The following is a 21,660-nucleotide window of genomic DNA, read 5'->3' as shown; positions in this document are numbered from 1 at the left end:
GCACTCGGCCAGTAGGGCAGTAGGCCAGTAGCGCAGTAGGCCAGGAGGGCAGTAGGGCAGGAGGGCAGTAGGGCAGTAGGGCAGTAGGGCAGTAGGGCAGAGGTTCGAGCGCCCTTAAGCATATTGCCCTACTGCCCTACTGCCTTATTCCCCTTACCACTATCCCCCAGCGCCAACTGGTCCGTGATCTCGAAGCGTTCGGAAGCACCGACGCGGATCATGTTCAGGCTGCCCTCGCGGGTGAAGCGGAATTCGCCGGGTGCGTCCGCACCGGCCGGCTTGCCGGCCTTGAAGCTGATGATGCGCGTGCCGCCATCGGGCCAGGTCACGGTCACGTCGGTCTTGTCGCCGGTGCGCACCACGCCTGCCTTGCAGCTGGTCATCGGCTGGCCGAGATAGCGCGCGCAGGGGATGGCGTTGCCGGCACCGGGTACCGGTGTCCCCGGCGGCTGAAGCCGCGCAACGGTCTGTGCGTCGGCCGGGGGCGCCGCGTTGGCCGCGCCGAAATTCCGGACGGGGTCGGCAGCCACGGGCGGCGATCCATCAACCTGTGCAGTCGAGGGGTTTCCAGCGGTCAGGGCCAAGCGGTAAGCGTCCTCGATCGCCACCCTGCCGATTGCGTCAGCGGAGTTCAGCGTTGTTTCGGGACCGGTTGCGCCGAGGCGCGTTGTCAGATCGGGCAGCGGTTGAGAGGCAGGGTTCTCCGTATCGGCCGCCGCCTGGGGCGTCACTTGCTGGGGATTGATGGGGTCGAGGTAGCGTGCGGGAGCCCATCCGCTCAGCTTCGGGTCGTCAATGTCTTGGACTTTGCACCACTTGTAGCCGCTGACGTCGCCGCAGCCGAGGTTTTTCACGCTCGATCCACTCGGCAGCCGCGCCTCGACCTTGCCCATAGCCGACGCCGTGGCGCGCACGTTCAGGAGATCATCCGGAGCAAGACCCGTCACAATCGAGATGATGGGCTCCGGCTCCTGGCCGTTGGCCGGCAACTCCGCCAGCATCAGCGGAGCAGCAACCATCGCAAGCAGCGTCGTCGGGAGTGTTACTGTGCGCCTAATCATCTGCCATGGGCGGTAGGTTCAATTGCCGAAGGCGCGGCCAGGCACGAAAGCGCCATCGCACGCCAGCCGGTTTTTATAGGCGACGAGGCGGCGCTGTGTAAGCCCGAAAAGGTGCCGCGTGTTGAATCGCGACCAGGCCACTTCCGTGAACTAACAGCCGGCAAAATATTGCACATTTCATGTAAATATGCACTCTCTCAAGTAAGGTTGAGGGGGGCAATATGGTCGACCTTGAAATATTTGCGCAGGTGGAAAACATAGTTCGCCAGCGTATCAAGAAAACGCGCGCCGAGATTGAGGCTTCACTTGGTCACATCGCCAACGGCAATCCGCTGGCCGCCGAACAGACCCTCTCCAGGCGCCTCGACAGGTTGCAGGTAAAGGCGTCGCTCAGCCGCACCGAAGCGGAGATGATATCGGCAGCGATCGACATGAGGTCTGCCGGGGAAAGAAAGGCCGCCGCCAAGCAGCCAGGGCCGGAGGCAATTCTCGGCCCAACGCTCGATTTCATCGGGATCGCATTCCTCGAGCGTGGGCGCCGTGCTGCCGATGCGGTTGGCCGCGTTGCCTTTCTCAACGGCAATCCACAAGGATCGGGTTTTCTGGTCGGGCCAAGGCTGTTCCTCACAAACAACCATGTGATTTCGTCGCCGGCGGATTCCCGGCGCTTCCAGGTTCAGTTCGATTATGAGCAGGACGGTGCGAATGCCGTGCGTACGCCGACGACGTTCCTGTTCGATCCTGAATCCTGTTTCGTGACCGATAGCATAGAGGGTCTGGACTACACGCTGATCGGAGTCGGCGAGCGGCGTTCCGGTCCAAAGGAACTGGGGGAGTTCGGTTTTATCTCGCTGTCGGATGCGCGCGACAAGCATATGCTCGGCGAAATCGCCAACATCGTTCAGCATCCCGATGGCCGCTTCAAGGAACTGGTGTTGCGTGAAAACCGGCTGGTGGCCCGCGACGAAACGGTGCAAGTGCTGCACTATGTCGCCGACACCGAACAGGGTTCGTCCGGTTCACCGGTCTTCAACAATGAATGGGAACCTATTGCCCTGCACCATTGGGCTGGCCCGTTCCACGAGGTGACGGGCATAGGTGGCTATGCGCTTGCGCGCGAGATCAACGAAGGCATACGGATCAGCGCCATCGTTGACGATCTGGGTGCTAGAAAGTCCAAGCTGCCGGGCTCCTCGGCATCGGCGGTTTCGCAAGCTCTGGCGATTTGGGCCGGCATGCCGCGCATGATGGACGAGACAGTTCGGCTGAACGCCGATATTCGCGAAGATGTGCCGGACAAGCCGGTGCAGCGGCCGGAACCGGATCGCAATCCGCCGGCGACGAGACACAATGCCGATGGCTCGGTCACCTGGACTTTTCCCGTCGAGATAAATGTCCGGGCGCCGCTGATCGACCGCGACGGAGGCGATGCGAGACGAAGCGACGGCAAAGGCCCGGCAAGCGAACCCGGGAAGGTGGCCATCGCCGAGGCCGCGGGTTGGAAAACAGAGGATTTCGACGATCGTGGAGGGTATGAGCCCGGCTTCATACCGGGCTTTGTCCTGGCAATGCCGACGGTTGCCAATTCACCCTACCGGTTGGCCAAAAACCTTCTTGCCAAACCGGGAGAGGACCCACACGAATTGCGCTACCATCATTTTTCGATCTTGATGAACGCCGATCGCAGGCTTGCCTTCGTCACCGCCTGCAATATCGATGGATTCCGCACCAAGGCGGTCAATCGTGAGGACAAGACGGTCATCGACAACCCGTCGCTTGTCGAATTGGGGGTGGAGTCGATTTCCGGTTCGGAAGCCAGCGATGCTTTCCGGCCGGATCGGCGCATCGACCTTGGCGAGCAGATGAACCAGGAATTCTATTCGAGCCAGAATGTGCCTGGATTTCCCGTCGCAAAATCCAAGGAACGAGTCGCTCGAATGTTCCAGAAGGGCCATATTACACTTCGCGGCGACCCCGCATGGGGCGTCGATCAGGAGGCGGTCGCGGCAGAACGCGACACGTTCTTTTATACCAATGCTGCGCCGCAAGTCGGCTTCTTCAATCAAGGAAGCTCGCTTGACCATCCCGGCTCCAAAGGGAAGTTGAGATGGCGCGCGGTAGAAACCTATGTGCTGCGCAACGCCTATACGACGCGAGGCCGTGTCACGGTGTTTGCCGGGCCAGTGTTCGGCGAGGACGATCCTCCCTACCGCTTCGACAGCCATGTTCCGCTGAAGTTCTGGAAGATCGCGCTGTGGTCCGATCAAGCTGGCCTGCGCGCCATCGCGCTGCTGGCGGACCAGAAGCCGGTTTTGGAAGTGATGCCCGAAGCGTTCGGCGAGCGTGCCGAGGCATTCGATGACCCGCTTGAAATTGCCAGGGTATCGGAGTTCCTTTCGACGGTGGCCGAGATTGAAGAGCTGACCGGCCTGAACTTTGGCCAGCAGGTGCGCGACGCCGACATTCGGGCCGGTTCCGAATCCGCCCCAGCACAGACTTTCAACCCAACGCAACTAGCGCCCAAGACGTCACGGCCAAAGCCTTCGGCGACCAAGACTTCGACGTCCAAGACTTCGACGTCCAAGACTTCGGCGGCCAGCACCCGACGTCCTGCCAAGCGATCGAAGCGATCGGCGTCTGACGACTGAAGATTGGACCGGTCGCGACTTCTGCCGCTCGAAGGCGGTCATCCGTTCAGCTAGGGATGAGCGAGCTCAGCCCGACATAAAGCCGGTGCGCAGCGCGTGAGCCCATTCGGGCCGTCCCGCCTGCTCGGCCTGGCGCGCCGCCGCCTCGTGGTCATAATCGACGGCGATGGCTTCGAAACGATCGGGGTGCAGTTCGACGATGCCATAGCGGGCGTGCGGTGAGCCCTGCTCGGAGACATGCGCCGGCGGCGTATCGTCGTGATAGGCCGGGCAGCCGATGCTGCCTGGGTTGAAAATGATCGGACCGCCGGCAACGCGGATCAGCTCGCTGCGGTGGCTGTGGCCACAAAGAATAATACGGCAGGCGGCATCAATCGCGCCGAGCCGCCGCTCGATGGCGGCCAGCGGCGCGCGCACCAGCCGGCCGTCGACGATCGCGTCAGTCAGGTATTTTTCGTCGTGGTCGGGTCGGGCGTGGAAGGCGAGTACGCCGGGCGCCACGTCCAGCGTTAGCGGCAGCGCGAACAGCGCCTCGCGCTGGGCTGCCGTCAGCCTTTCGTACGCGTAGCGGTCGGAAGGCCACATGGCGTCGTCCAGTGGGTCGCGGGCAACGCGGCGGTCGTGGTTGCCGCGCACCGTCGGCAGGTCGAGCCTCTCGAGCCGCTCCATGGTCTCGCGCGGCCAGAGCGGGCCGGAAACGCAATCGCCGAGATTGACGATGAGGTCGGCGCCGCCGCGCTGCCGCAGATCGTTGAGCACGGCGTCGAGCGCCAGGACATTGCCGTGGATGTCGGCGAGGACGGCAATGCGCATGGCAGGCTCCGTTAATTGGAATGGCTGGAGGGCGGGTGAAGCTACTTTGCTCGCCTCGCGAGGCGGGCGAGAGCGGAACCCAGCTTCGGGTCGTTCAGGCGCGGACTTCGATCTCGTGGCCGCCGACCGCCGGCAACGATGCGTCGCCGGCCGCGGCAATAACACTGTCGAGCAGGCCCGGGAAGCGGCGGTCGAGATCGTCACGGCGCAGCGTGATCAGCCGGCTGGTTCCAACCGCCTCGGTGCGGGTGACGCCGGCCTCACGCAGCTTGGCCAAATGGTAGCTCAGATTGGTCTTCGAGCAGAGATCGAGGAACCGGCTGCAATTCAGCGGCACGCCCTCTTTGCTGGCGAGATAGCGCACGATGGCCAGTCGCGTCGGGTCGCCGAGCACGGCAAGCACGTTCGGCAGGCTGATCTGGTCGGCGGTGGGATGGGGCAAGGTCATGCCCAGGAATTAAGCACATTCGGAGCCGATTTCAACGCATCTCCTCTCGTGGCTAATGGACACATAGTTTCGTCCCGTCGCCCCGTCCTGACACCGGGCTGTCAGGATGGTTCGGCTATTTTGCAGCGGGTTTATTGACATCATGCCCTGTTATGTCCAATTGTTCAATAACCTTTGAACTAAGGAAATTGCCATGGATAAGCGCCTCATCTGGCTTGCGCTCGGATCGTTCACGATTTCGACCGAAGGTTTCGTCATCTCCAGCCTTTTGCCCGACATTGCAAAGGATGCCGCCATCTCCGTTCCGCTCGCCGGCACGCTGATCACCGCGTTTGCGCTCGCCTATGCGATCGGCACGCCGATCCTGGCAACGCTGACCGGCGAATGGGACCGGCGCCGCGTCATCCTGTGGACGCTGGTGTTCTTCGTGGTGGGCAACGTCGCCGCGGCGCTAAGCTCCTCCTTCGAATTGCTGTTGATCGCGCGCATCGTCATGGCGCTGTCGTCAGGCTTGTTCGCGGCGACCGCACAGGGAACGGCCGTTGCGCTTGTCGACGATCATCACCGCGCCCGCGCCATTGCCGTGGTCGTCGGCGGCACTACGGTTGCGGTCGCGGTCGGAGCACCGCTCGGCGCGCTCGTTGCGACGGTTGCCGGCTGGCGCGGCACCTTCTTTGCCATTGCCGGCCTTGGTGCGCTCGCCGGCGCGATCCTGTGGTACCGGCTGCCGCGCGGCATCGTCGGCACCAGGCTGCCGCTCCGGATGCGGCTGGCAGCGGCACTTCGCCCCGGCGTCATGCCTATCCTGGTGACGACCATCCTGGCCCTGATCGGCGCCTTCACCGTCTTTGCCTTTGTCGCGCCGCTCGCGATCGAAGGCGGCGGACTGAACCCGATCGCGCTTCCCGGAATGCTGCTCGCTTTCGGCGTTGGCGCGGTCATCGGCAATATCGGCGGCGGTCAGGCCGCCGACCGTTTCGGCGCGACGCGCACCGTCTGCTGGTCACTGGCGCTGAGTGCCGCGATGCTGGTCACGTTTTCGCTGATCCCGATGTTCCTGCCGCGCGAGATCGCCGGGCCGGCATTGATGGCCATGATGGTGCCGTGGGGCATCGTCGGCTGGGCATTCCCGCCGGCGCAGGCCAGCCGCATCATCAAGCTGGCGCCCGATGCCGCGCCAATCGTGCTGTCGCTGAACGCTTCGGCGCTCTATCTCGGCGTGGCACTGGGCGCCGTGGTCGGCGCCACGGTGCTGCGCTATGGCGCACCGGCCGACCTCGGTGTGGTCGCGGCGGCATTCCCGATCGTCGGTCTGGGCGTCGTGCTGGCGGGCCACCTGGCGGCGCGACCGGTGGCGATGCCGGCCGAATAAGGCTGTCAGTGGAGCTTGGCTGCCGGCCGCCGATAGTTCAAGTCGCGGCCGGCGGTGCGTCAAAATTCAGCGCGGCGATTTCGTCCAGCGCCGCTCGCAGGCTTGCCGCCTGCTCTTTGCCAAACATCTCCTCGAAGCGCTGCTGAGCGACTTGCCACAGCTTCAGGGCTTCTTCGAGCTTGGTCCGGCCCTGCGGTGTCAGCCTGACGCGCCTGATGCGGCGGTCGGCAGGGTCGGCGAAGGTCTCGACATAACCGTCGCGGATCAGCGGCTTCAGCGTATGACCGAGGGCCGACAGGTCCATGACGAGGGCCGCGGCAATGGCACCCATCGTCGGTTCGTTGCCGACGTGGATTTGATAAAGCAGGCCCTGCTGCGTGGCCTTCAGACCCGATGGGGCCAGCACATCGTCATAGAACTGGCCGAGTTTCCGCGTCGCGCGGCGCAGCATGGCGTTATTGCAAAGCGCCAGGCCGGGCAGGGTGGTTTGGGACATTGGCGGATTTCCGATGAGGGACCGGAAGGGACCCCTCGATGCAAACCAGAAATAGTCCTTGCTCCCCGGATTGACAAGATGGTGGCATATGCCTACGTTCAAATAGTGGCATATGCCAATAATTCGTGTGCCAGTCGAAGCAGGGTGTGTTGCCGTGCGGCACTGGCATTTGGAATCGAACCAGAAGGAGCAAGACAATGAGCAATCAGGACAAAGGTACAGCGGTCGTCACCGGCGCCTCGTCCGGCATCGGCGCGGTCTATGCCGACCGGCTCGCCGGCCTAGGTTATGATCTGGTGCTGGTGGCGCGGCGCGCCGATCGGTTGGAGGAATTGGCGGAGAGGCTCCGCTACGCGTATGGCATCAAGGTCGGCGTCATCAGCGCCGACCTGGCCGACGACGGCGATCTGCGACGGGTCGAGCAGGCGATATCAACCGACGACAGCGTGACGCTGCTGGTCAACAATGCCGGCCTTGGCGGCGCGCAGATGGTGGCAACGGCCGACGCTGATGTGGCCGAGCGCATGATCAAGGTCAATGTCGTGGCTTTGACTCGTTTGACCCGCGCGGTCCTGCCGGAGCTGCTGGCGCGCAACCGCGGTGCCATCGTTAACATCGCGTCGGTGCTGGCCTTCGACACCTCGTTCGGCGGCATCTACAGCGGCACAAAGGCTTATGTCGTCAACTTCACCGAGGCCTTGCAGCGGGAAGTCGCCGACAGCAAGGTCGCCATACAGGTCGTGCTGCCGGGGGCTACGCGGACCGAGTTCTGGGAAGTTGCCGGAAGCGATATTGCCGACCTGCCGGCAGAGATCGTTATGACTGCCGACGATCTGGTCGATGCAGCGCTTGTCGGCCTGGCCAAGGGCGAAACCGTCACCGCGCCCGGGCTCTCCGATCCGGCTGGGTTGGAATCCTATCTTGGTGCGCGGCAAGGTTTCTTCGGCAGCCTGCTGGCCGGCAAGCCGGCGGCACGCTACGCTGCCTGAAATAACTGATCTTACGCTGTCCGCCACATAGGAATGATCGAGGCGGCCAGCAGCAGGCCAAGCACGGCGTTGAGCATGCGCCACTGCCGCTCGGTTCGCAGCAACCGGGCGAGCAGCGTGCCCGCCACGCACCACGCCGCCAGCGATAGGGCCGCTGCAAGACCGAAGACCGTGCCGAGCAGCACGGCGAGCTGCAGCGGCCCGTTGGCGAGCGCGGCAAAGGATGCCGCCGCTCCCAGCCCCATGGCCCAGCCCTTTGGGTTCATCCATTGCAGGCCGGCGCCGCCCAAAAAGCTGTTCGGCTTTGCCATGGCCACGTCCAGGTTGGGCGGACCGCTGCGGCCGATCTTGAGGGCAAGCCACGTCAGATAGAGGGTACCGGCCATTTTCATTGCCAGTTGCAGCGAAGGAGCGGCAGCCAGCAGACCGGCGAGCCCGGCAGCACCTGCCGCAGCCACCGTAGCCAGGCCGGCCGCACTCCCGGCCATCAGCGGGATAGAGCGGCGAAAGCCGAACTGCGCGCCGGACGCCGTCGACAAGGTCGTGGCCATGCCGGGCGTTGAGGTTGAGACCAGCGCGAACAGGACGAGGGGAAGGCCGGTTTCAAACATGCTGCTTCCTTTGAAGCCTGCACCGTAGGCTGTTCGGCTCATCAGTAAATGCAATGTTTGCTATGACAGGCATTAGCAAATATAATAGCCGGATGCTCCGCAACCTCGATACTGCCCTGGTTCGAACCTTCGTCACCGTTGCCGACAAGGCTAGCATGACGGCGGCGGCCAACGTGCTGCATTTGACGCAAGGTGCCGTCAGCCAGCAGATCAAGCGTTTGGAAGAGGTTCTCGGCTGCAGCCTGTTCGATCGCGATCGGCGCGGATTGCGATTGACCCGCTCCGGCGAGCGATTGTTCGGCAAGGGCAAGCGCCTGCTTTCCCTCAATGACGAGATCCTGGCGGAGATGGTGGGCGATGCGGTTGCCGGTCAGGTGAGGCTCGGGGTGCCGTACGACCTTGTCGGCACCTTGCTTGCGCCGGTGCTGAAGGCCTATGCCGAGGCCTATCCGCAGGTCGAGATCTCGCTTGTCTGTGCTTCGTCGCCAGAGTTGGCCGCAGCCTTGGCGAGCGGCACGATAGAGCTCGCGGTGATCGAGGAGCCGATCGGTCGGTCGGCCGGTGAATGCCTTGTTGTTGATCGCCTGGTCTGGGTCGGCGCCAAAGGCGGCGCCGCCCGCGGCAAGCGGCCCTTGCCGGTTTCGATGGTCGCCGAGACCTGTGCGTTCCGCCCGGTGGTGCTGGAGGCGCTTAACGAGCATGGGCTGGAATGGCGCACCGTATTCGAAAACGGCAGCATCGACGCGACGACGGCGACAGTGCGTTCGGACTTGGCCGTCACCACCTGGTTGGCGTCGACCGTGCCTGTCGACCTCGACATTTTGGCCAACGATCCGGAGCTGCCGTCATTGCCGAATTTTTCGATCAATCTGCATTTGCCGAAGCACGACGTCGCGCCGGCTGCACTGGCATTCGCGGGCCACCTCCGCGATGGGTTGGCAGGGCGACGAGAGGCGGCTTAAAAACAGCAAAAAGGACGGCCAGTGTTCAGCCGTCCTTGATCGCCCCGCGGCGGCATCTACTTCCAGTTCTTTCGCCGCTCGATCTCGGCTTCGGACGGCTGCTCCGTGGCAAATGACCCGGTCTTGATCTCGCCGGAGCGTTCATAGCTCGCCATGAGGACGCCGGTGGTCGATGCCTGCGAACGGGTCAGCTTGAAGGCGGCAGGTATCGTGCCGCTGCCGAACAGTTTTTTGCCCTTGCCCAGCACCAGCGGGAAGATCAGCAAGCTGATCTCGTCGATCAGGTCATTGGCGAGCAAGGTCTGGATCAGCTCGCTCGATCCCTGAATGAGCAGGTCGGGGCCGTCCTCCTGCTTCATCCGGCGCAACGTCGCCACGACATCGCTGCCGAGCGGCTGGCTGTTTTGCCAGGACAGCGAATCCGGCCTGTGCGTCGCTACATATTTGGTGACGGCGTTGAAGCTGTCGGCGATCGGATCATTCTTCTGATAAGGCCAGTGGGCGGCGAAGATGTCGTAAGTCTTGCGGCCGAGAAGCAGCGCGAACGGTTTTGAAAACGTCTCGCCCATCGCGGCGCCCATCACATCGTCCCAGTAGTGAAACGTCCAGCCGCCGAATTTGAAGCCGCCGACAGGGTCCTCTTGCGGGCCGCCAGGCGCCTGCATGACGCCGTCGAGGCTGACGAATGTTGCGGCGATGATCTTCCTCATTGGAGCTCCCTTTCCCTGGTCCGTGCCGTCATGGCCGGAGTTCGAGCCAAGGACGGGCGAACGGACATTTGTCCGACAGCGGCCGGCAAATTTCTAGGACCGGGGGCAGGTGACTGCCGACCTTATCGTCTCAGCTTGGAGCCGAGAACGCTCAGCCCAAGCCAACGACCGTATCGTAGAGCAGCTTGAAGTTGAGCACCAGGATGAGCGCGGCAACCACCCAGGCCAGCACGGCAACAGCGCGGGAAATGGCGAAATTGCCCATCTTGCGCTTGTCCGAGACGAACTGCACCAGCGGTACGACAGCGAAGGGGAGCTGCATCGACAGGATTACCTGGCTGAAGACCAGCAACTGGCCGGTTCCCTTCTCGCCATAGAGCGCGGTGACCACCACCACCGGAATGATGGCGATGCCGCGCGTCAGCAGGCGGCGCGCCCATTGCGGGATGCGCAGCCGCAGGAACCCTTCCATCACGATCTGGCCGGCGAGCGTCGCCGTCACCGTCGAGTTCAGGCCGGAGGCGAGCAGCGCTACGGCAAACAGGATGGAAGCGATGCCGAGGCCAAGCAGCGGCGACAGAAGCTCGAAGGCCTGGCCGATCTCGGCAACGTCATGATGACCGGTGCCGTGGAACGCCACCGCCGACACGATCAGGATGGAAGCATTGACGAACAACGCCAGTATCAGCGCGATGGTCGAGTCGGTCGTCGCCCATTTGATGGCGTCGCGCTTACCGCGATCGGTGCGCTCATAGGCGCGGGTCTGCACGATCGAGGAATGCAGATAGAGATTGTGCGGCATCACCGTGGCGCCGATGATGCCGATGGCGATGTAGAGCATGGCCGGATTGGTGACGATCTCGGACGACGGCACGAACATCGAATGCAGGATGGAGCCGACCGGCGGGGCGGCGGCAAAGATCTGGATGGCGAAGCAGCCGAAGATGATAATCAAAAGCGCTATGATGAAGGCCTCGAGGAAACGGAAGCCCTTGTTCATCAGCAACAGCAGCAGGAAGGCATCGAGCGCGGTGATAATAGCGCCGCCGATCAGCGGAATCCCGAACAGCAGTTGCAAGGCGATCGCCGTGCCAATGACCTCGGCCAGGTCGCAGGCGATGATGGCCAATTCGCAAGCGACCCAAAGCATGAAATTGACCGGTCGCGGATAATAGGCGCGGCACGCCTGCGCAAGGTCGCGGCCGGTGGCGATGCCGAGCCGGGCGGCGAGTGCCTGCAGCAGGATCGCCATCAGGTTCGACAACATGATGATGAAAAGCAGCGTGTAGCCGAATTGGGCCCCGCCGGCGAGGTCGGTCGCCCAATTGCCCGGATCCATATAGCCGACCGAAACCATGTAGCCCGGCCCCATGAAGGCGAACAGCCGGCGAAGCCAGATCCCCGAGTGCGGCACCGAGATCGTTGCGTTGACTTCGCGAAGGCTGGGCTGCTCGTCGTCATCCGGGCGGGCAAATCGCCACATGGACCGGGGGGCTGAGGTGGCTTCGGCTTCCGACATGAAATGGCTTTCCACTGGAACGATCGATGTTGTCTCCTTATCTATGCCACGGCTGAACATTATGCAATATGCTATATTTCATTGTCTGAGCTTTTTCCTGTGGCCGCTTGGCCGTGCGGCCGGAACGGCAGTGAACGCCGGTTGCGCCGGCCACCATGGAAATAAACGGCCAGAACCAATAGGGTTCCGTGTTATGACCGCAATGTCGATTCAAACTGCCGGGAGGAGCGCGTATTGGCGCTGAAGAAAAGACCGGTTCCTCGCGAAAAGCCGCTGCCTGACGCAGAAATCCACTCGGAAGGCTTCAGGCAGACGCGTGAAGCGCGCCGCAGCGCGCTGGTCGAGGATTATGTCGAGCTCATCGCCGACCTGATCGAGGATGGCAACGAGGCGCGCCAGGTCGATATCGCGGCACGGCTCGGCGTCGCTCAGCCGACGGTGGCGAAAATGCTGACGCGGCTGTGCGCCGACGGGCTGGTCTCCCGGAAGCCTTATCGCGGCGTGTTCCTGACCGATGCCGGCCGCAAGGTTGCGGAAGAGAGCCGCATTCGCCACCAGACGGTCGAGGCCTTCCTGCGCTCGCTCGGGGTCAGCGCCGAGACGGCGCGCATCGACGCCGAGGGCATCGAGCATCATGTCAGCGCCGAGACGCTCGAAGCCTTTCGCAAGGCAATAATCGCCGCCCGCTGAAAAGCACGGCCAGCGTATCTCTTCGCGCGACTCGTTTCCCACGAGCAGGGTGAACGGCACAGACCTTGCGATGTCTCGGCCAGAGCAGGCAAGCGTCAGCAAGCATTGCTTGTTCGCACGAAAAATACTGTGACTTGGCGTAACCATTGAGATAATTGTTGTCGTGTCCGATCGAACCGGGACACGGCCCGATCGGCCGGAAAATTGCATCACGGGGGTTGCCATGCTCTGGAAGGGCCGTCGTCAGAGTGACAATGTCGAGGACGAGCGCGGCCAGAGCGGCGGGCTTGGCGGCGGGCCGGGGCAGTTTCGCATCCCGATCGGCGGTCGTGCCGGCGGCGGCGGCATGTCGGGCATTATCATCGTAGGGTTGATTTTTCTGGCAGGGTGGTATTTCGGCTTCGACCCGAGTCAGATCCTCGATAACAGCGGCTTGCAGCCCGGCGGCGGCCAGATCACCGACAATAGCGGCGAGCAAGGCGGCGGCACCGGTGCGCCGGCATCCGACGAGATGAAGCAGTTCGTGTCGACCGTGCTGGCCGAGACCGAGGATACCTGGACCGGTATTTTCCAGTCCGAGGGCCTGACCTATCAAGATCCAAAACTGGTCCTGTTCAGCGGCCAGATTCGCTCCGCCTGCGGTTCTGCCTCGTCAGCGGCCGGACCATTCTACTGTCCCAACGATCGCAAGGTCTATCTCGACACCACCTTCTTCCAGCAGCTCGATCAGCAGTTCGGTGCCTCGGGCGATTTCGCACAGGCCTATGTGATCGCGCATGAGGTCGGCCATCACGTGCAGAACCTCGTCGGCATCCTGCCCAAATTCAACCAGATGCGGCAGAGCATGGGCGAAGCGGACGCCAACCACTTGTCGGTGCAGGTCGAGCTCCAGGCCGACTGCTTTGCCGGCATTTGGGCACATTTCACCGGCCAGAAGGGCATTTTGGAGCAGGGCGACATGGCGGAGGCACTGAACGCCGCCAAGCAGATCGGCGACGACACGCTGCAGAAGAAGATGCAGGGCTACGTCGTGCCGGAAAGCTTCAACCACGGAACGTCGCAGCAGCGGCAGACCTGGCTGGCGCGCGGGTTCCAGAACGGCAAGCTTTCGGACTGCGACACGTTCAACAACCCGATCTGAGCCGACGGTTTTCTCGTAATCCGAGAGACTGGACCGCAGTCAGGGGATGTCAGGATGAAAGCACTCTGCCCGTTCCCTCATTGTTCCCAGCGATGTGCTCGCCTATAAGGTGTGTTCCCGTTCGCTCGGGCGGCCCGAGGAGATACCATCATGATAGACCCCAAAACCGCCAGGCGGGGCCTTGCGCTTGTTTTCACCACCCTGCTGCTCGACATCATCGGCTTCGGCATCATTATGCCGGTGCTGCCGGCCTATCTCAGGGAATTGACCGGCGTCGGCATCAGCGAGGCGGCTATCGAGGGCGGCTGGCTGTTCTTCGTCTATGCGGCGATGCAGTTCGTTTTCGCACCAGTGATGGGCGGGTTGAGCGACCGGTTCGGGCGGCGGCCAATTCTGCTCGCCTCGGTGCTGACGTTCGCTATCGACAATCTGATCTGCGCTATCGCCTGGTCCTATCCGATGCTGTTCATCGGCCGCGTGCTGGCCGGCATTTCCGGCGCCAGTTATTCCACGACATCGGCGTTCATTGCCGATATCTCGACCGACGAAAATCGTGCGAAGAATTTCGGGCTGCTCGGCATTGCTTTCGGCGTCGGCTTCGTCATAGGGCCGGTTCTGGGCGGGTTGCTCGGCACGTTCGGGCCGCGTGTGCCGTTCTATTTCGCTGCCGGGCTTGCTTTCGCAAACTTTCTGATCGCGCTGTTTCTGTTGCCGGAAACACTTGATAACAAGCACCGTCGCCGCTTCGAGTGGAAACGCGCGAACCCGGTCGGCACGCTCGTCCAGATGCGCAACTACGAAGGTATCGGCTGGATCGGACTTGTCTTCTTTCTGATGACTCTGGGGCACATGATGTATCCTGCGGTCTGGTCGTTCGTCTCCAGTTATCGCTATGGCTGGAGCGAACAACAGATCGGCTTCTCGCTCGGCGCTTTCGGCCTGTGCGGGGCGATCGTCATGGCGACAGTCCTGCCGCGCGTGATCCCTAAGCTTGGCGAGTGGAAGACGGCGGTAATCGGTCTGGCATTTACCGCACTCAGCGCCTTCGGCTACGCCTTCGCGTCACAAGGCTGGATGATCTATGCAGTGATCGTCGTCGGATGTCTCGAGGCGTTGGCCGACCCGCCGCTCAGAAGCCTGGCGGCCGCCAAGGTGCCACCTTCCGCCCAAGGCGAACTCCAGGGCGCGATGACCTCGATCTTCTCGATCACCTCGATCATCACACCGCTGCTTTATACGGCGATCTTTTCCTGGTTCACGGGGCCGAACGCGCCCGTGGTTTTCGGCGGTGCCCCCTATCTGCTCGGCGCGATTTTCCTCACGCTGGCGCTCGTCGTCTTCGTCACCAGGGTGGCCAAGCCGACGCCGAAGGAAGTCAAACGCATGCACGCGCAGGAAGCGGTGACAGACGGGGCTTGATCGGCGCCGGGAGCCCGGCCGGCGCCGTCAGTCAAATCCGTTTTTACGCAATGCGCTAAACACGCTCGGCCAGTGCCGGCTCGCCGCGCTTTTCGCGGATCAAGTTGACGAAGCGGCGAAACAGATAGTGCGAATCCTGCGGGCCCGGCGAGGCTTCGGGATGATGCTGGACCGAGAAGACCGGTCTGCCGGTGAGCGCAATGCCGCAATTCGAACCGTCGAACAGCGAGACATGGGTTTCCTCGACGCCGCTCGGCAATGAGTCGGCGTCGACGGCAAAGCCATGGTTCATCGAGACGATCTCGACCTTGCCGGTGGTGTGGTCCTTGACAGGATGATTGGCGCCGTGGTGGCCCTGATGCATTTTTGCGGTCTTGCCGCCCAGCGCCAGCGCGAGCATCTGGTGGCCGAGGCAGATGCCGAAAAGCGGGATTTCGGTCTTCAACAGATCCTGGATGACCGGAACGGCGTAGTCGCCGGTGGCTTCCGGATCGCCAGGGCCGTTGGATAGAAAAATGCCGTCGGGCCGCATCGCCAGGATCTCCTCGGCGCCGGTTTTTGCCGGCACCACAGTGACCTTGGCGCCGAGGCCGGCCAGCAGGCGCAATATGTTGCGCTTGACGCCGTAGTCGACGGCAACGACGTGCATCGACGGATCAGCCTGTTCGCCAAAGCCCTCGTTCCAGACCCAGGGCGTCTCGCGCCAGACCGAGGACTGGCCGGAGGTCACCTCCTTGGCGAGATCAAGCCCGATAAGCCCTGACCATGCGGCGGCGCGGCGCTTGAGGTCATCGACGTCGAAGATACCGTCGGGCGCGTGCGCGATGACGGCATTGGGCATGCCCTTTTCGCGGATCAGCGCGGTCAGCGCCCGCGTGTCGATGCCTGAAAGTGCGACGATGCCGCGCTTCTTCAGCCACTGGTCGAGACCGGTTCCGGCGCGGTAATTCGACGGGTTGGTGACATCGGCCTTGAACACGGCGCCGACGGCGCCGGCGCGGGCCAGCGGGTTGAGGTCCTCGATGTCTTCGTCATTGGTGCCGATATTGCCGATATGCGGAAAGGTGAAAGTGACGATCTGGCCGGCATAGGATGGGTCGGTGAGTATCTCCTGGTAGCCGGTCAGCGCGGTGTTGAAGCAGACCTCGGCGACGGCGGAGCCGGTGGCGCCCAGACCGCGGCCCTCTATGACAGTGCCGTCCGCCAGCACCAGCAGGGCTGTCGGTCTCTCGCTGGCCCAAGGGGGGGTCGACGCGGCTGTCATCGTTGCCATGGCGGCACTCCTAAAGGTTGCGCCCTCAGTCGGCGCAACAAAAGGCGCGAAGCGGCGATCTCACAGCCTCGGCGCGCTAAGTTTTCATTTGTGCCTGTCGTTGCCCAAAACCGCTACGCATTTTTGGGCGACGTGCACTAGAATTCAATTCATGCAAGGCCCAGTACATAGGGGAAGGCGCCAAGGCGGTCAATGATGCCGCGCCGTGCGAGCCTGGATTTATTTCGTCGAATAATATCAGCGGTTTGCCGGACGCTATCGAGTTTGCGTTGAGCTATCGGCACGACTATTGTCCGCGGCATTCGAAGGAGAAAGCACCATGCGAGGCAAAATCGCCGAATCCCTGAAGAGTGCGATGAAGGCGCAGGACAAGCGCCGGCTGCCGACATTGCGGCTGATCCAGGCGGCCATTCATGATCGCGACATCGCCAATCGCGGCGCCGGCAAGGAGCCGGCCAGCGACGACGAAATCCTGCAGATCCTGGCCAAGATGGTGAAGCAGCGCGAAGAATCGGCCAAGGCGTTCGATGACGGCAAGCGGCCGGAGCTTGCAGCGCAGGAGCGCGACGAGATGGCCATCATCCGCGACTTCCTGCCGACGCAACTGGGTCAGGCCGAGACGGAAAGCGCCGTCCGTTCCGCCATCGCCGAGACCGGCGCCAGCGGCGTCAAGGATATGGGCAAGGTGATGGCGGCGCTCAAGGAGAAATACGCCGGTCAGATGGATTTTTCCGAGGCGAGCGGCATCGTCAAGAGCCTGCTTCAGTAAGCTGCCGAAGGCCCTTGCCGTCGCGCCCGCAATCCGGCAGCCAAAAGCTCGCGCCCGTGATCAAACTCGTCAAACCGGCGCTTGAACACCTGCCGTCCTACAAGGCGGCCCTCGAGCGCGGCTGGTCGCCGGACAATGTGCGGCTGCTCGACGCGACGCGCGAGCAGCTTGCGGCTATCGAAAAGGATCCAGCGACTTTCCTTGGCGATCTCGACGATTCCGATGGCAAGGGACCGCCGATCACCTTGCCCGACGGTTCGACGGTGCCGCGGCTGCCCGGATTCCGGCGCTGGATCTGGGACGGGGAAGTCGCAGGCTCAATCGGCCTGCGCTGGCAGCACGGCACCGCGGCGCTGCCGTCGCATGTGCTCGGCCACATCGGCTATGCGGTGGTGCCGTGGAAACGGGGACGCGGCTATGCGACCGAGGCGCTGCGGCTGATGCTGGTGGAGGCGAGGGCGGTTGGCCTGCCCTTCGTCGAAATCACCTGCAAGCCTCACAATGTGCCCTCGCAGAAGGTCGTTCTGGCCAATGGCGGCCGGCTCGTCGGGCGTTTCTTCGAGGACGCCGCCTATGGCGGCGCGGAAAGCCTGCGCTACCGGATCGATCTGTAGCCCTATTCGGCGGCAGCCGGCAGCGGCGGCGCAGCCCGGCTTCGCCATTCCCAGACATGCGAGGCAAGCGCAACCGCGACCGCGACCAGCATGGCGATCGCGCCAACCACCGGCAGGCTGCGATAGCCATAGCCGGCATTGAGCATCGCCGCGCCGAGCGATGCGGCGAGCGCGATGCCGACATTGAAGCCCGACGGGATGAGCGACGAGGCAAGGTTGGAGGCGTCTGCGGTCCAGGTCAGGATGCGGGTCTGGATCGGCGTGCCGATGGCAAAGTTGAGGCCGCCCCAGACGAAGATCGCTATCACCATCGGCAGCGGGTAAGGGCTGACAGCGTAGATCAAGGCGAGCATTGCCGCCTGTAGGAAAAGCATGGCGATGAGCGACGGCATCAGCTTCCAGTCGGCGAGCCGCCCGCCGACGAAGACGCCGATCGTTGCGCCGACCCCATTGAGCAAGAGCACCCAAGGTATCCATTTCTCGTCGAGGCCTGTGACCTCAAGCAGCGTCGGCGTGATGTAGGTGAACAGGCCGAACTGGCCGATCATCAGCATCAGCATAATAATGAGCGAGGTCCAGACCTGCTGGCGTGCGAGCACGCGGACCTCGCTTCCAAGGCTCGCCGACGGGCTCGACGATCCCGTCTTGCGCGGCAGCAGGGCGCCGATTGCCGTGAAGGCCACCACACCGAGCGCGCACATCACCCAGAATGTCGCACGCCATCCCCAGATGTTGCCGATTGCCGTGCCGGCCGGAACGCCGATTACGTTCGATACGGTGAGGCCGGACAGGATCAGCGCCACCGCCATGCCGCGCTGGTCTTCGCGCACGAGGCCGACGGCCACCACCATGGCAACGCCGAAATAGGCGCCATGCGCCACGGCCACCGCTATCCGCAACAGCAGCATCGAAGCGAAGTCGGGCGCCAGCGCGCAGGCGGCCTGGCCGATGGTGAAGGCTGCAGTCAGTCCAAGCAGCAGGGCCTTGCGGGAGAACCTTTTGGTGGCGAGCGCCAGCAGCGGGCCGCCGACTGCAATGCCGCCGGCATAGCCGGAAACGAGATAGCCGGCGGTCGGGATCGCGACGCCAAGGCCCTCCGCCACCTGCGGCAGCACGCCGGCGATGACGAATTCGGTGGTGCCGAAGGCGAAGGCGGCAATGAACAGGGCAATGAGGGGGAGCATGGCGGAAAGGCGATCCTCGGATAAGGTCGCCTCAAACCACGGATGAGGGCAGCGGGCAATCCAGAAATTGTCGACGCCGCTTTAGCTTTTCTTGATCGCCGGTCAGGCGCCCGCCGCGGAGGCAAGAGCTAGGCGGCTGCCTTCCTTCCATAAGGAATTTTCAGCCACGCTCGCTCGTGAAGATAGTAGAGCAGCGACTTGGTGACGACCTCGGTCAGGCCGATGGCCGCGGCGAGCTTGATGCTTCCGGTCACGACGAGCGAAATGATCATCGTGTCGATGGTGCCGGTGACGCGCCAGGAAAGCGCTTTGGCGAAGCTGCGGGAATGGGTGTCCATCGACTTTCCTTCCGGTAGATGCGGCGATCTTTAGCCGACAGACAGGAGGTGGCGCAAAGATAATTTTTGCGCATTGGCCAACAGCAATTTTCTAGGCGATGTTCTGAAGCTACCCGGCCTGTGGATGCAATCTATCCGGCCTTCAGCCGCGAACCGGTGAGCAGGCCGCGCTCTTCAAGTACGGGATAGGCCATCGAGGCGAGCAGCGAGTTGATCTGCTTGAGGTCGCGAATGGTGTCGAGATGGATCGAACTGGTCTCGACGCTCTTGGGGGTGCCGTCGCGCAGCCGCACGAAATGGCTCTGGCTGGTTTCCTTCTCGCGGTCGCGCAGCCGGTCCTTTTCCAGCACCAACTGGCGAGCGGTCTCCGGATCGCGGGATACCAGCACGTTGAAGGCAAGCCTGGCATTGGCAAGCACCAAGCCATGGAAGGCGCAAAGCTCACGCCAGCCTTCCGGCGTGAACTCCAGCCCGCGCTCGAATTTCTTCTTCACGTGGACCAGCATGTTGCGCACGATGATGTCGCCGACCTGCTCCAGCTTGACGCAGGCGCCGATCAGCTCCTGGCAACGCAGCGCCTCGTCCTCGCTCAACGGGTTCTTGGTGACCTTGGCCAGATAGAGCTTGATCGCAGCGTGCTTCCTGTCGACACGGTCGTCGAGTGCGGCCAACGCGCCGATCTTGTCGGCATCGGCGCTCTCATAGAGCTCGATGATCCGTTTCAGCATGATCTCGACCGTTTCGCAGACCCGCACCACCTCGCGGGTGGCGTTGGCCAATGCCTGGCTCGGCACGTCGAGCGCACTTTCGTTGAGCGCCGAAAGCTCGACGACGTCGAGCGCGTTGGCGGCCTGGGGCTTGGTGCCCAACGCCACGATCCTTTCCGAGGCGCGATAGACCAGGCTCGCCAGCGGTAGGCCGGCGATCAGGATCAGGATGTTGAAGACAATGTGGGCATTGACGATCTGCTCGGGCACCGTGCTGCCCAAGAAGGCGACCGGCGGCTTGAACGTCAGGAACAGGATCAGCATGATCAGCGAACCCATGCCGCGCATCAGGAGATTGCCGATCGGCACGATACGAACGCCGGGTTCTGCGTTGCGGGTTAGAAGCGGCGCAATGATCGAAGAGCCGAGATTGACACCGAGCACCAGCACGATGCCGAGTTCGGGCGGGATGAAGCCGCGGCCGGCCAGCGTCACCATCAGCAGCACCGCGGCGATCGAGGAATGGAACAGCCAGGTGACCAACGCCGCCAGAAGATAGGCGGTGACCGGATCGCCGGAGAAGTAATCGACGATGAGCGGCATCAGCGTGCTCTGGCGCAGTGGCTCCGACGCCTGGCCGATCATCTCCAGCGACAGAAGCAGCAGGCCGATGCCGACCAGGATGCGGCCGAACTGGCGCCAGTCGCGCCGCTCGGTGGCCATGAACATGACGGTGCCGGCGACCAGGCAGATCGGCACCAGCAGCGACAGATCGAAGGTGAGCAGCTTGACCACCAGTGCCGAGCCGATCTCGGCGCCGCGCACCGCAAGCTGGCCCGACATGCCGCTGACAATACCGGAGCCGGCGAATGAGCCGACCAGCAAGGTGACGGCGGTCGAGCTTTGCAGCGCGACAGCCAGGCCGCAGCCGGCCAGAACCGCCATGAACGGATTGCGCATTGTGGCGCGCAGTTTGTGGCGCAGCACATCGCCATAGGCGCGCTCGACGCCGGTCTTCACCAAACGGGTGGCAAACAGCATCAATGCGACCGCACCGGCAAGGTGCAGCAAAACGACGGAGCCACTCATGCCCGACCCCGCAACCCAACAGATGCCAGCGACGCGGGCGCCGTGACGTCAAGGGTGAAAAAGTGGGCGCGAATCGTGGACATTGCAGAGGTTGACATTACTCCGATTTATTTTAGCCGAATAATAAATTTTGCCCGGTTCCGACGCCTGTTGGCACGCGACGGAGCGTGTCGGAAATGGATGGCTGACAAAATGGTTGCATAGACTGCGGAGTTGCGGCGGGTCATGCGTCCATTCTCGGACGGCCGCTTTAAAGGTAGCGCTGAATTAATCGTTCTAAATGTAAGAAATCATTACGAAAGCGTAATCTCTGTGTTCAGTTTCGGTTCATCCTTCCGGCTCTATTCCGTAGGCATCGACAACCAAGGAGTACCCGCCATGAAACGCATCGTTCTTTCCGCCATTGCCTTCTCGATGCTGGCTGCAACCACCTGGCAGGGCCAGGCTGCACCTCTGAACACACCAAACGCGCCGCAGTCGAACTACAGCCAGGTCGACTGGCAAAGGCCCGGCAGGCATGTCGACGTGAACAAGCATATCGACGTAAACAAGCGTGTCGTAGTGAAGAAGAAGATCGTCGTGAAGCGCAGCCATTGGCGCAACGGCCAGAGATATTCCAGCTGGAAGCGTCACCAGCCGATCCGCGATTATCGCCACTATGGCCTGCGCCGTCCCGGTCCCGGCCAGGAGTGGATCCGGGTCGGCAATGACTATCTGCTGGTCAGCGTTCTCTCCGGCCTGATCTTCGGCGCCATCGCCGCGCAGTGAGCCCGGAACGGCTGACCGCGCTGCGTCGGTTTAGATCGA

21 protein-coding genes are annotated in these 21,660 nt (G+C 62.8%); 10 read left to right on the top strand and 11 right to left on the bottom strand.

Annotated elements, in window-relative coordinates; genetic code table 11:
• Positions 1 to 128 precede the first annotated feature (128 nt).
• Positions 129 to 1,019, bottom strand: coding sequence for an SH3 domain-containing protein (locus NKJ28_RS30600; RefSeq protein ID WP_352586878.1), 891 nt, complete (start codon positions 1,017 to 1,019; stop codon positions 129 to 131).
• Between the two features lie 263 nt (positions 1,020 to 1,282).
• Here NKJ28_RS30600 and NKJ28_RS30595 point away from each other — a divergent pair, with 263 nt between their 5' ends.
• The gene (locus tag NKJ28_RS30595) at positions 1,283 to 3,709 is read left to right on the top strand and encodes a DNA/RNA non-specific endonuclease (protein ID WP_352638259.1); all 2,427 of its coding nucleotides are present in this window, start codon (positions 1,283 to 1,285) and stop codon (positions 3,707 to 3,709) included.
• A 66-nt stretch (positions 3,710 to 3,775) separates the two neighbouring features.
• Here the strand turns inward: NKJ28_RS30595 and NKJ28_RS30590 are convergent, their stop codons facing one another.
• Together NKJ28_RS30590 and NKJ28_RS30585 are read right to left on the bottom strand one after the other, a co-directional pair.
• Positions 3,776 to 4,522 (bottom strand): metallophosphoesterase family protein, encoded by a 747-nt coding sequence (locus NKJ28_RS30590; protein ID WP_352638258.1) that lies wholly within the window; start codon positions 4,520 to 4,522, stop codon positions 3,776 to 3,778.
• Between the two features lie 94 nt (positions 4,523 to 4,616).
• Complete coding sequence (locus NKJ28_RS30585; RefSeq protein ID WP_352457526.1) at positions 4,617 to 4,970, bottom strand: ArsR/SmtB family transcription factor; 354 nt, start codon at positions 4,968 to 4,970, stop codon at positions 4,617 to 4,619.
• Between the two features lie 193 nt (positions 4,971 to 5,163).
• Between NKJ28_RS30585 and NKJ28_RS30580 the strand changes: the two genes are divergently transcribed.
• A complete protein-coding gene (locus tag NKJ28_RS30580; protein WP_352638257.1) occupies positions 5,164 to 6,342 on the top strand; it encodes an MFS transporter in 1,179 nt (392 codons plus the stop codon).
• Between the two features lie 37 nt (positions 6,343 to 6,379).
• Here NKJ28_RS30580 and NKJ28_RS30575 read toward each other — a convergent pair whose 3' ends face one another.
• Positions 6,380 to 6,838 carry a MarR family winged helix-turn-helix transcriptional regulator gene (locus NKJ28_RS30575; protein ID WP_023678314.1) on the bottom strand — a complete coding sequence of 153 codons (459 nt, stop codon included), beginning with the start codon at positions 6,836 to 6,838 and terminating at the stop codon, positions 6,380 to 6,382.
• 197 nt (positions 6,839 to 7,035) lie between these two features.
• Between NKJ28_RS30575 and NKJ28_RS30570 the strand changes: the two genes are divergently transcribed.
• Positions 7,036 to 7,827, top strand: coding sequence for an SDR family NAD(P)-dependent oxidoreductase (locus tag NKJ28_RS30570; protein WP_023678313.1), 792 nt, complete (start codon positions 7,036 to 7,038; stop codon positions 7,825 to 7,827).
• Between the two features lie 11 nt (positions 7,828 to 7,838).
• On the opposite strand, the gene NKJ28_RS30565 is transcribed toward NKJ28_RS30570, so the two are convergent.
• A complete protein-coding gene (locus NKJ28_RS30565; protein WP_023678312.1) occupies positions 7,839 to 8,438 on the bottom strand; it encodes a LysE family translocator in 600 nt (199 codons plus the stop codon).
• Positions 8,439 to 8,530: 92 nt separating this feature from the next.
• Between NKJ28_RS30565 and NKJ28_RS30560 the strand changes: the two genes are divergently transcribed.
• Positions 8,531 to 9,400, top strand: coding sequence for a LysR family transcriptional regulator (locus NKJ28_RS30560; protein ID WP_352638255.1), 870 nt, complete (start codon positions 8,531 to 8,533; stop codon positions 9,398 to 9,400).
• Between the two features lie 56 nt (positions 9,401 to 9,456).
• Here the strand turns inward: NKJ28_RS30560 and NKJ28_RS30555 are convergent, their stop codons facing one another.
• Positions 9,457 to 10,110 carry a dihydrofolate reductase family protein gene (locus tag NKJ28_RS30555; RefSeq protein WP_023678310.1) on the bottom strand — a complete coding sequence of 218 codons (654 nt, stop codon included), beginning with the start codon at positions 10,108 to 10,110 and terminating at the stop codon, positions 9,457 to 9,459.
• A 151-nt stretch (positions 10,111 to 10,261) separates the two neighbouring features.
• Positions 10,262 to 11,629, bottom strand: a complete 1,368-nt coding sequence (locus tag NKJ28_RS30550; protein WP_023678309.1) for an Nramp family divalent metal transporter — start codon at positions 11,627 to 11,629, stop codon at positions 10,262 to 10,264.
• A gap of 234 nt (positions 11,630 to 11,863) precedes the next feature.
• On the opposite strand from NKJ28_RS30550, the gene mntR reads away from it, so the two are divergent.
• The 3 genes from mntR (at position 11,864) to NKJ28_RS30535 (ending at position 14,879) form a co-directional block, all read left to right on the top strand.
• Positions 11,864 to 12,319, top strand: coding sequence for a manganese-binding transcriptional regulator MntR (mntR, locus tag NKJ28_RS30545; protein ID WP_023678308.1), 456 nt, complete (start codon positions 11,864 to 11,866; stop codon positions 12,317 to 12,319).
• Positions 12,320 to 12,542: 223 nt separating this feature from the next.
• Positions 12,543 to 13,460 (top strand): KPN_02809 family neutral zinc metallopeptidase, encoded by a 918-nt coding sequence (ypfJ, locus tag NKJ28_RS30540; protein ID WP_023678307.1) that lies wholly within the window; start codon positions 12,543 to 12,545, stop codon positions 13,458 to 13,460.
• A gap of 150 nt (positions 13,461 to 13,610) precedes the next feature.
• Complete coding sequence (locus tag NKJ28_RS30535) at positions 13,611 to 14,879, top strand: TCR/Tet family MFS transporter (protein ID WP_352577727.1); 1,269 nt, start codon at positions 13,611 to 13,613, stop codon at positions 14,877 to 14,879.
• 55 nt (positions 14,880 to 14,934) lie between these two features.
• Here the strand turns inward: NKJ28_RS30535 and carA are convergent, their stop codons facing one another.
• Positions 14,935 to 16,152 (bottom strand): glutamine-hydrolyzing carbamoyl-phosphate synthase small subunit, encoded by a 1,218-nt coding sequence (carA, locus tag NKJ28_RS30530; protein WP_084641355.1) that lies wholly within the window; start codon positions 16,150 to 16,152, stop codon positions 14,935 to 14,937.
• A gap of 319 nt (positions 16,153 to 16,471) precedes the next feature.
• Between carA and NKJ28_RS30525 the strand changes: the two genes are divergently transcribed.
• On the top strand, positions 16,472 to 16,921 hold the full coding sequence (locus NKJ28_RS30525) for a GatB/YqeY domain-containing protein (RefSeq protein ID WP_352567927.1): 450 nt from the start codon (positions 16,472 to 16,474) through the stop codon (positions 16,919 to 16,921).
• A gap of 56 nt (positions 16,922 to 16,977) precedes the next feature.
• On the top strand, positions 16,978 to 17,535 hold the full coding sequence (locus NKJ28_RS30520) for a GNAT family N-acetyltransferase (RefSeq protein WP_352567926.1): 558 nt from the start codon (positions 16,978 to 16,980) through the stop codon (positions 17,533 to 17,535).
• 2 nt (positions 17,536 to 17,537) lie between these two features.
• Here the strand turns inward: NKJ28_RS30520 and NKJ28_RS30515 are convergent, their stop codons facing one another.
• The 3 genes from NKJ28_RS30515 to NKJ28_RS30505 form a co-directional block, all read right to left on the bottom strand.
• Positions 17,538 to 18,719 carry an MFS transporter gene (locus NKJ28_RS30515; protein ID WP_352450716.1) on the bottom strand — a complete coding sequence of 394 codons (1,182 nt, stop codon included), beginning with the start codon at positions 18,717 to 18,719 and terminating at the stop codon, positions 17,538 to 17,540.
• Positions 18,720 to 18,847: 128 nt separating this feature from the next.
• Positions 18,848 to 19,057, bottom strand: coding sequence for a DUF2061 domain-containing protein (locus NKJ28_RS30510; protein WP_023678301.1), 210 nt, complete (start codon positions 19,055 to 19,057; stop codon positions 18,848 to 18,850).
• A gap of 131 nt (positions 19,058 to 19,188) precedes the next feature.
• Positions 19,189 to 20,853 (bottom strand): Na/Pi cotransporter family protein, encoded by a 1,665-nt coding sequence (locus NKJ28_RS30505; protein WP_352638252.1) that lies wholly within the window; start codon positions 20,851 to 20,853, stop codon positions 19,189 to 19,191.
• 378 nt (positions 20,854 to 21,231) lie between these two features.
• Between NKJ28_RS30505 and NKJ28_RS30500 the strand changes: the two genes are divergently transcribed.
• Positions 21,232 to 21,621, top strand: coding sequence for an RcnB family protein (locus NKJ28_RS30500; protein WP_352638250.1), 390 nt, complete (start codon positions 21,232 to 21,234; stop codon positions 21,619 to 21,621).
• Positions 21,622 to 21,660 lie beyond the last annotated feature (39 nt).

The sequence above is a fragment of the Mesorhizobium sp. M0145 genome (genome assembly GCF_040322355.1).
Taxonomy (GTDB): Bacteria; Pseudomonadota; Alphaproteobacteria; order Rhizobiales; family Rhizobiaceae; genus Mesorhizobium.
The sequence above is the reverse complement of the archived record's forward strand: the minus strand, read 5'-3'. Positions and strand labels throughout refer to the sequence as shown.

Bases quoted from the DNA above. Each gene is read 5' to 3' on its own strand.
- NKJ28_RS30600 (WP_352586878.1), bottom strand. From the start codon at position 1,019: ATGGTTGCTGCTCCGCTGATGCTGGCGGAGTTGCCGGCCAACGGCCAG.
- NKJ28_RS30595 (WP_352638259.1), top strand. From the start codon at position 1,283: ATGGTCGACCTTGAAATATTTGCGCAGGTGGAAAACATAGTTCGCCAG.
- NKJ28_RS30590 (WP_352638258.1), bottom strand. From the start codon at position 4,522: ATGCGCATTGCCGTCCTCGCCGACATCCACGGCAATGTCCTGGCGCTC.
- NKJ28_RS30585 (WP_352457526.1), bottom strand. From the start codon at position 4,970: ATGACCTTGCCCCATCCCACCGCCGACCAGATCAGCCTGCCGAACGTG.
- NKJ28_RS30580 (WP_352638257.1), top strand. From the start codon at position 5,164: ATGGATAAGCGCCTCATCTGGCTTGCGCTCGGATCGTTCACGATTTCG.
- NKJ28_RS30575 (WP_023678314.1), bottom strand. From the start codon at position 6,838: ATGTCCCAAACCACCCTGCCCGGCCTGGCGCTTTGCAATAACGCCATG.
- NKJ28_RS30570 (WP_023678313.1), top strand. From the start codon at position 7,036: ATGAGCAATCAGGACAAAGGTACAGCGGTCGTCACCGGCGCCTCGTCC.
- NKJ28_RS30565 (WP_023678312.1), bottom strand. From the start codon at position 8,438: ATGTTTGAAACCGGCCTTCCCCTCGTCCTGTTCGCGCTGGTCTCAACC.
- NKJ28_RS30560 (WP_352638255.1), top strand. From the start codon at position 8,531: ATGCTCCGCAACCTCGATACTGCCCTGGTTCGAACCTTCGTCACCGTT.
- NKJ28_RS30555 (WP_023678310.1), bottom strand. From the start codon at position 10,110: ATGAGGAAGATCATCGCCGCAACATTCGTCAGCCTCGACGGCGTCATG.
- NKJ28_RS30550 (WP_023678309.1), bottom strand. From the start codon at position 11,629: ATGTCGGAAGCCGAAGCCACCTCAGCCCCCCGGTCCATGTGGCGATTT.
- ypfJ (WP_023678307.1), top strand. From the start codon at position 12,543: ATGCTCTGGAAGGGCCGTCGTCAGAGTGACAATGTCGAGGACGAGCGC.
- NKJ28_RS30535 (WP_352577727.1), top strand. From the start codon at position 13,611: ATGATAGACCCCAAAACCGCCAGGCGGGGCCTTGCGCTTGTTTTCACC.
- carA (WP_084641355.1), bottom strand. From the start codon at position 16,152: ATGGCAACGATGACAGCCGCGTCGACCCCCCCTTGGGCCAGCGAGAGA.
- NKJ28_RS30525 (WP_352567927.1), top strand. From the start codon at position 16,472: ATGCGAGGCAAAATCGCCGAATCCCTGAAGAGTGCGATGAAGGCGCAG.
- NKJ28_RS30515 (WP_352450716.1), bottom strand. From the start codon at position 18,719: ATGCTCCCCCTCATTGCCCTGTTCATTGCCGCCTTCGCCTTCGGCACC.
- NKJ28_RS30510 (WP_023678301.1), bottom strand. From the start codon at position 19,057: ATGGACACCCATTCCCGCAGCTTCGCCAAAGCGCTTTCCTGGCGCGTC.
- NKJ28_RS30505 (WP_352638252.1), bottom strand. From the start codon at position 20,853: ATGAGTGGCTCCGTCGTTTTGCTGCACCTTGCCGGTGCGGTCGCATTG.
- NKJ28_RS30500 (WP_352638250.1), top strand. From the start codon at position 21,232: ATGAAACGCATCGTTCTTTCCGCCATTGCCTTCTCGATGCTGGCTGCA.